5 protein-coding genes and 2 pseudogenes are annotated in these 6723 nt (G+C 61.3%); 3 read left to right on the top strand and 4 right to left on the bottom strand.

Features of this window, described 5'->3' with window-relative positions:
- On the bottom strand, positions 1–800 hold an 800-nt coding region (locus IWX77_RS16630), incomplete at its 3' end, for a hypothetical protein (protein ID WP_196845658.1).
- 426 nt (positions 801–1226) lie between these two features.
- Here IWX77_RS16630 and IWX77_RS16625 point away from each other — a divergent pair.
- Positions 1227–1391 (top strand): annotated as a pseudogene (locus IWX77_RS16625) (Tn3 family transposase); the annotation flags it as partial.
- Positions 1392–1805: 414 nt separating this feature from the next.
- Here IWX77_RS16625 and IWX77_RS16620 read toward each other — a convergent pair.
- Positions 1806–2321 carry an NUDIX domain-containing protein gene (locus tag IWX77_RS16620; RefSeq protein WP_196845657.1) on the bottom strand — a complete coding sequence of 172 codons (516 nt, stop codon included), beginning with the start codon at positions 2319–2321 and terminating at the stop codon, positions 1806–1808.
- A 663-nt stretch (positions 2322–2984) separates the two neighbouring features.
- Positions 2985–4049 carry an IS110 family transposase gene (locus IWX77_RS16615; RefSeq protein ID WP_327012283.1) on the bottom strand — a complete coding sequence of 355 codons (1065 nt, stop codon included), beginning with the start codon at positions 4047–4049 and terminating at the stop codon, positions 2985–2987.
- 32 nt (positions 4050–4081) lie between these two features.
- On the opposite strand from IWX77_RS16615, the gene istA reads away from it, so the two are divergent.
- Positions 4082–5671: an IS21 family transposase gene (gene istA / locus IWX77_RS16610; RefSeq protein ID WP_327012282.1), complete on the top strand. Its 1590-nt coding sequence runs from the start codon at positions 4082–4084 to the stop codon at positions 5669–5671.
- Between the two features lie 152 nt (positions 5672–5823).
- Here istA and IWX77_RS16605 read toward each other — a convergent pair.
- Positions 5824–6078: pseudogene (locus IWX77_RS16605) on the bottom strand (Tn3 family transposase); the annotation flags it as partial.
- A 74-nt stretch (positions 6079–6152) separates the two neighbouring features.
- Here IWX77_RS16605 and IWX77_RS16600 point away from each other — a divergent pair.
- A partial coding sequence (locus tag IWX77_RS16600; protein WP_196845656.1) for an RHS repeat-associated core domain-containing protein occupies positions 6153–6723 on the top strand: 571 nt, incomplete at its 3' end.

The following is a 6723-nucleotide window of genomic DNA, read 5'->3' as shown; positions in this document are numbered from 1 at the left end:
CCGGTGAGGTTTCCGGAGGAATTCTTTTGGTACGTCACCGTGCGGGTGTTGTATTGATCCGCGTTCTGGGTGATCGTGTAGGCCAGCTCGCTCGGGTTGTAACTCAACACCGCGGTCCGGGCCCCGGTCGGTCCCGCCGTCGAGACCACGGAGGACGCCACCCCGGCGGTGTAGGTGATCGCGGTGGAGTTCCCATTTCGATCCGCCACCGCGGTCGCGTTACCGTTCGTGTCAAACGTGACGACCTGGCGCGAGGTCCGGTCGGTGAGCGTGTACCCGGTGCCGGTCTTGACTAGATCCTGCTTGAACCCGGCCGGCGACGTAAACGCCGTCGTCGACCCAGAGACCGGAATGAACTTCCACGTGACACCGTCACCACCCGTGTACACGATGTCCGCACCGACGAGGGACAAGCTGCCAGCGGCGGCGAGGCCGAGCGACCAGTTTGTGGCCGCCGCGACCGTGTTCGACCCGGTCTGCCAGCCCAGCGAGTTATACGTTTGGCCAATCGCGACCGTGTTGTTCACCCCTGGCAGGTTCAGACCCTGCGTCGCCACGAGCAGGTTGCCGGTAGCAACATCGACCGACGCGGCGACCCGGTCACTGATCCCAAAAGACAGCGCCGTCGCATTCGAACGCGCCCCCGTCAAGCCGGTCGCGGCCGGGCCGGTCGGCGGGGCCGCTTGCGCGGTCTGGGCGACACCGCCAACGAGGGCAGCGCAGGTGATTCCGACGATCACGGAGTGAAGCGCGAACCGCTTCCCGCGATGGGTAGGACGGGCGGCAACAAAAATCGACAAGATGGTCCCCTTTGATCGGTCGCGAAAGGCGCCATTCGACCCGAAGTGGCGCTCACGCACCGTTCACGATCCGACAGCAGGTAACAAGGCGGTTCCGGTTGACAGCCACGGTATGACGTTGAAAGCCGGGTCCGAGACAGAACGATATTCCCGTCCACGAACCGCGCCCAGACCCCATCCGGGGGTAGATGACCTGCCCGAGGGCAGAACTCGATTTACTCAACCTGCACCGGAGGGACGCTCAGATGCTTCTAGAGAAAGACATTTCATTTTGGTGCACCGGTTTACGCGGTTGTGGGGTGGCCTAACTACGCCAGGGAGATTCCGGATATCCGACATTGAGGCTCGAGGGGCCCTTCACGGCTTGCCGCACCAGGTGTAGACAAGCGGCCCCGACTCGCTGCATTGTCCGGCGTGATACTCGAGCACGCCATCACCACAACAGGCCACCCCACTGACGACCCGCTGCTCGATCACCTCTCACCACTCGGCTGGGAACACATCAACCTCACCGGCGACTACACCTGGAACAACCCCCGCCAACCCAAAGCCGGAAAACTCCGCCCCCTGCACAGGCCCGGAAACTCTTAGCGTGGTATTTATTCCGTTTCGTGAGCTGACCCCTTGTTGCTTGAACTTTGACTGTTCCAACGATTTTCACCTTTCTGCTTAATAGGCTGAGGTCTATGTCTGGGTGCACAGGCAGGAGCCGGCTCTCTGCTGCATCCTGCTGACCGAGGATGTCATGAAGAGTCGAGTTGGATTCACCTATGTCCACTCGCTTTGACGCTGGCACTGCTACAAGCGGAATATCGAAGGTTTCCGCGGTGACACCCGGTCGGTACCGATCCGAGACTTGGTTTGGCCCCCAGGTGTATCCGCTTGGCGAGCCATCGTTGACGTAGCGCTCCAGATACAATAACGATTGCGAATGGCCGTTTAGTCCTCCACCGGTCGCCTGAGCGTTAGCGCTCGCGTACAGGTCATCGAGTTGCATGATTCGAGTTAGATGGCAAGTTCGAAGACATCGAACTGATTCGGTCGTAAGCTCAGCGACCGTCCGTCCCATTCCATTGAGGCCTGCATGGCCCCCACCGCTTGCCGCTGGGTGGGCCATGCGAGATGAGCTAATGCTTCATCGGGCGTCGCCCACATGAATGAATTGTGAAGTTCACCGTCCAGCTTGATATCGGTTTTTTCGACGAACGCGAGAGCATTAGGGACCAACATGACGGTGTCGTAGAACTCATCGAAGAATGTAGCGACATTGCTCATTTTGAATAGTCGCGAAGGATGAAGCCCCGACTTTTTCTTCAATTGGCGAAGGAACCCATCGACAACTCGTTCACCCTTAGCAAGTTTCCCCGATACCGTCTGCCACTGACCGGGCATCGGAACTTCTGCGTTGCGCTTGAATAGCAAAATCTCCAGCCCGCGTTCCGAATCCCACGTAAATGGGTGGACGTCAACGTACAGGACGCCTACTGGGCGAATGCGATCCGCGAAATCATCGATTCTCATTGCTATTCCTTCCGCTGAGGTTTGTGCTCTTTGTCAGCCTTGACAACGCGAATCTAGCTGGACGAACACGGCATCCTTTAGGTAATCCTCGTATTTTAGTCCTTGTGGGGAGCGGCTCGACGACGGTCGTTACATCGAATACATGCACCTGTCGGCTTTCTCTCTCACTTCCGGCGCATCCGTTACTTTCGGCAGACGAATCGCGACGTCAGGAGCATGCGCCAACGGGAGCGAGAACTGCCATGCCCCGCACCTCCACGTGCACTTGATGATCGGCGCGCAACGGGGCAACCTGTTCAACTGATATGTAGTGGGTTTTGTCAAGTGGGCATTTTTGAGCGGCGCCCGTGATGATTGTTGTTCGGATTCTGTGACGGGGCGGGAGTGCTCTTTTCCCGCCCCGTCACAGAATCCGAGAGACTGAAATCTCGGGTGCTGCGGAGAGGGGCTGTTCGCCGAGGCCGGGGGTGTCGAGCGTGTCTTATCGACGCACGGTCAGACTGATATACGCGGGTTGGTTACCGCAGGGCGAAGTGTTCGGCTGGAGAGGTGCCGCTGGTCTAGAAATCGGGCGTCGCACGATTGCGCGTGCTGCTCATAGTTGGATAGCGGGTCACTCCACGTGTTGTCGGCACTCCGGCCGGGCGAACAGCGGTCTGGGGGTTATTTGTCCATGGTGGCCACGGACCAGCACCAGCCAGCCAATTCACGGGCAATGGCAACGTTGGCGATCACGGGACGCTTCTTCCGCACGTCGAAGCGGATCCATTGCTTGTGGAGGCGTTCATTGCCGGCTTGCCCGCGGAGTCGGACGTCCTCGGGGGCCTTCTCCCACCGTTCCTGCAACACGGACCGGGCGGTCGGCCGGTAATCGCGGCGGTGGTGCCACGCGGCTTCGACCAACAGGCGTCTGGCATGCGAGTTCCCAGTCTTGGTGATCCCACCGAGCTGGCGCGTCTGGCCGGACGAGTATTCCGATGGGACCAAGCCGAGGAACGACCCGATCGTTTGGCCGGTGAATCGGTGCCAGTCCGTGATCTCCACTGCCAGGGCGAACCCGGTCAACGGGGCGATTCCTCGCAGGCAGCCCAGCCGGTTCACCATCGGCGTGAATTGAGAATCTGCGGCCATAAGCTCGATGGCTCTGTCCAACCGGTCACGGCGAGCCACCGTCTGAACCACCGCCTCATACGACGCGTCGAACGCCATCTCAAACGCGAGGTCCCCCGTTCGGTGGGACCGTAACCATCGGTCGTGTTTGCCCGTCCAAGCGGCACCGTCGGAATACACGAAACCGTGCCGCAGCAACAGCTTCGACATCCGATGCCGGGCACTCATCAGATCCTGCCGGGTATCTTCTCGGGATCGCACCAAGTCCCGTGCGGCTTCTTCCTCGACCGTGGGGATATGCACGACGGTGATGTCGCCCACATGCAGCAGCCGAGCCAACTGGAACGCGTCCCGAGCATCCGTTTTGACCCGGTCACCTGTGGGGCGTTGCAATTTCGACGGCGCCGCGACCAGGCAGTCAATCCCCGCACCGACGAACAAACGAGCCAATCCGAAACCCGTCGGACCGGCCTCATACGCGACCGTCTGCGGACCCGGCAACGATTTTGGCGAGTAGGGCTTGCTGGTAGCGCCAGTCCGGCGACTTGGTAGCACGATTCCGGGTACACGGTAGCGCTGGCGGGTCTTGAACTGCTCTGCTTTGAGAGGGCCACGCATCAGGCGTGGTCCTTTTCAGTAAGGGGCGGGGCATGGCGGACTATCGAAAAATCATGGGGTTGTTGCTGGAGGGGCGGAGTTACCGCGAGGTCGTGGAGATCGTGGGGTGCTCCCACCGCGACGTGGCCCGGGTCCGGCAAGAGGTCCAGCAGCGCGGTCTCACCTCGGCGGTCGCGGTCAGCGACGTCGAGCTGGCCGAGTGGTTCCCCGACGGGCGCCGAAACGTGTCGGAGGAGTATGACCAGCCCGACTTATCGCGGGTGCTGGCATCGATGAAATCGAACCGACACTTCACGTTGCTGTTGGCGTGGCGTCGCTACGTCGACACGAAAGACGCGGGGAAGAAGTATGGGTATTCGCAGTTCTGCGCCCTGTTCACCGACTATCTCCGCACCCATGACCTGGTTGCGGTGCTGCGCCATGAGCCGGGTCGGGCGATGCTGGTGGACTGGGCCGGCGACACGATGGACGTCGTCGACACCATCACCGGCGAGGTGATCCGAGCGATTTTGTTCGTGGCGGTGTTGCCGTTTTCGGGGCTGATTTTCTGCCGCGCTTACGCGGATATGAAGTCTCCGGCGTGGCTTAACGCGCACGTTCAGGCGTTCGCGTTCTTCGATGGTGTGACGCAGATCGTCGTGCCGGACAACCCGACGACATCCACCCACCAAACCCACAAGGGTGATGCGGAGCGGACCGTCAACGCCAGATATCAGCAGCTCGCTGATCACTACCGATGCGCAATTGTCCCGGCCAGAGTGAAAAAGCCCCGCGACAAAGCTGCAGCCGAGAATGCGGTGAACGTGGTCAACAAACGCGTCATCGGCTACCTCGAGGACGACGTCTTCACGACGCTGGGCGAGTTGAATGCTGCGATCGAGGAACGGGTGCGGGAGATCAACTATGACATCCGCCGCGCCGACGACACCACCCGGTGGGAGCGGTTCGACGCCGAGGAGCGGGAGCTGCTGAGCCCTCTGCCTGATGCTGGGTTCGAGGACGTCGAGTGGAAGGAGCTGAAAGCGGCGCGGAACTACCACGTCACCGCGGACACCCAACGGTATTCGGTGCCGTTCGCTCTGGCGGGCAAGCTGCTGCGGGTTCGGCTGACGTCGTCACGGGTGACGGTCTTCGACGGGCACGAGAGCATCTGCGAACACCCGCGACTGACGGGCCGCAAAGGCCAATACTCGACCCTGCCAGACCATGTCCCGCCGCAGCACCGCGATATCGACGGGCTGTGGTCGAGACGGTGGTTCACCGACCGGGCGCGCAGCGTCGGGCCGGCCACCGTCACCGTGATCGAGCAGATCCTGGACAGCCAGGTGATCGAGGCGCAGGGCTACCTGTCCTGCCAGAACATCCTCGACGGGCTCGGCAAGAACAACCGGGAACGGCTGGAGGCGGCCTGTCAGGAGCTCGTGAACCGCAGCGCCCATCCGACCTATTCGACGCTGAAACGGTTGATGGCGGCCATCGACAGCGACACGAAAAAGCCGCGACCGAAGGTCCCGGCCGCCTCCACACGCAAACACGTCAGCACGGTCGTGTTCCGCGACACCATGCCCGATGTTTATGTCCGTGACGCCTCGCACTATGCCCGCGACGAGGAGGTCAAGTGATGTTCACCAGCGTTGATTACGACAAGTTCCGGGCCCTGCGCGTGACCCATGTCGCGACTCGGCTGGAGGAACTCATCCAGGACGAAGCCAACGACACCCTCACGGGGTCTGAGTAGTAATGGAACGAAAACGTCCGCTAAGGGCTCGGTCGTTCAGTCTTGGCTGTTCGGATCGCGCAGCGGGCGGAGTTGATTGGGCGGTAGCTCGGGCATGCTGAATTGGTATCGGCCGAGGAAGTTGATGTGTTCGTGGCCGAGGGGCGAGAGGCGTTTCACGTCGTCGTCGGCTACCTGTAGCCCTTCCCGGCGCAGTTCGCCCAGGGCTGCGTCCATATAGCGGGTGTTCCACAGCACGATTGCGTTGACGACGAGTCCGAGGGCACCGAGTTGATCTTCTTGACCCTCACGGACGCATCGCACAACGCACCAGCACACCACCCGGCGGCCCCGCCAGCCCCTACGGCGTCCTCGACAGCGTCGGAGTGCGCATCCAACGGACCATTGCCCTGCCCGGCGGCGCCAGCGTCCAAGTGAACGCAGCCGGCTCACAAGCCTGGTTCTACCCCAACCTGCACGGCGACAACATCATGACCGGCAACGGCACCGGAACCCTCAACAGCTACGACCCCTTCGGCCAACCCATCGACCCCGTCACCGGAAACATCGGTACCCTCACCGCCGACGACACTACCCCCGATAACCTCCCCGGATCCGCCGACTACGGCTGGCTCGGCCAACACGACCGACTCTACGAGCACCAAGGCTCCATCGCCACCACCGAAATGGGCGCCAGACAATACATCGCAGCCCTCGGACGCTTCCTCGAAGTCGACCCCGTCGAAGGCGGCGTCGAGAACGATTACGTATACCCGAACGACCCCATCAATCGGCATGACCTCGACGGGAACTTTGATTGGGGTCTCGCACTCGACATCGGGCTGATGATTTTACCGTTCGTTCCAGGTCTGGGCGTCGTAGCTGTTGCTGCAATGTCGATTCGCGTCATCGTAATTGCCGTCAGGGTTTATAGAGCCGCCATGATCGTCGAAAAGG

It is taken from the genome of Cryobacterium sp. CAN_C2 (genome assembly GCF_015751745.1).
Lineage (GTDB): Bacteria > Actinomycetota > Actinomycetes > Actinomycetales > Microbacteriaceae > Cryobacterium.
The sequence above is the reverse complement of the archived record's forward strand: the minus strand, read 5'-3'. Positions and strand labels throughout refer to the sequence as shown.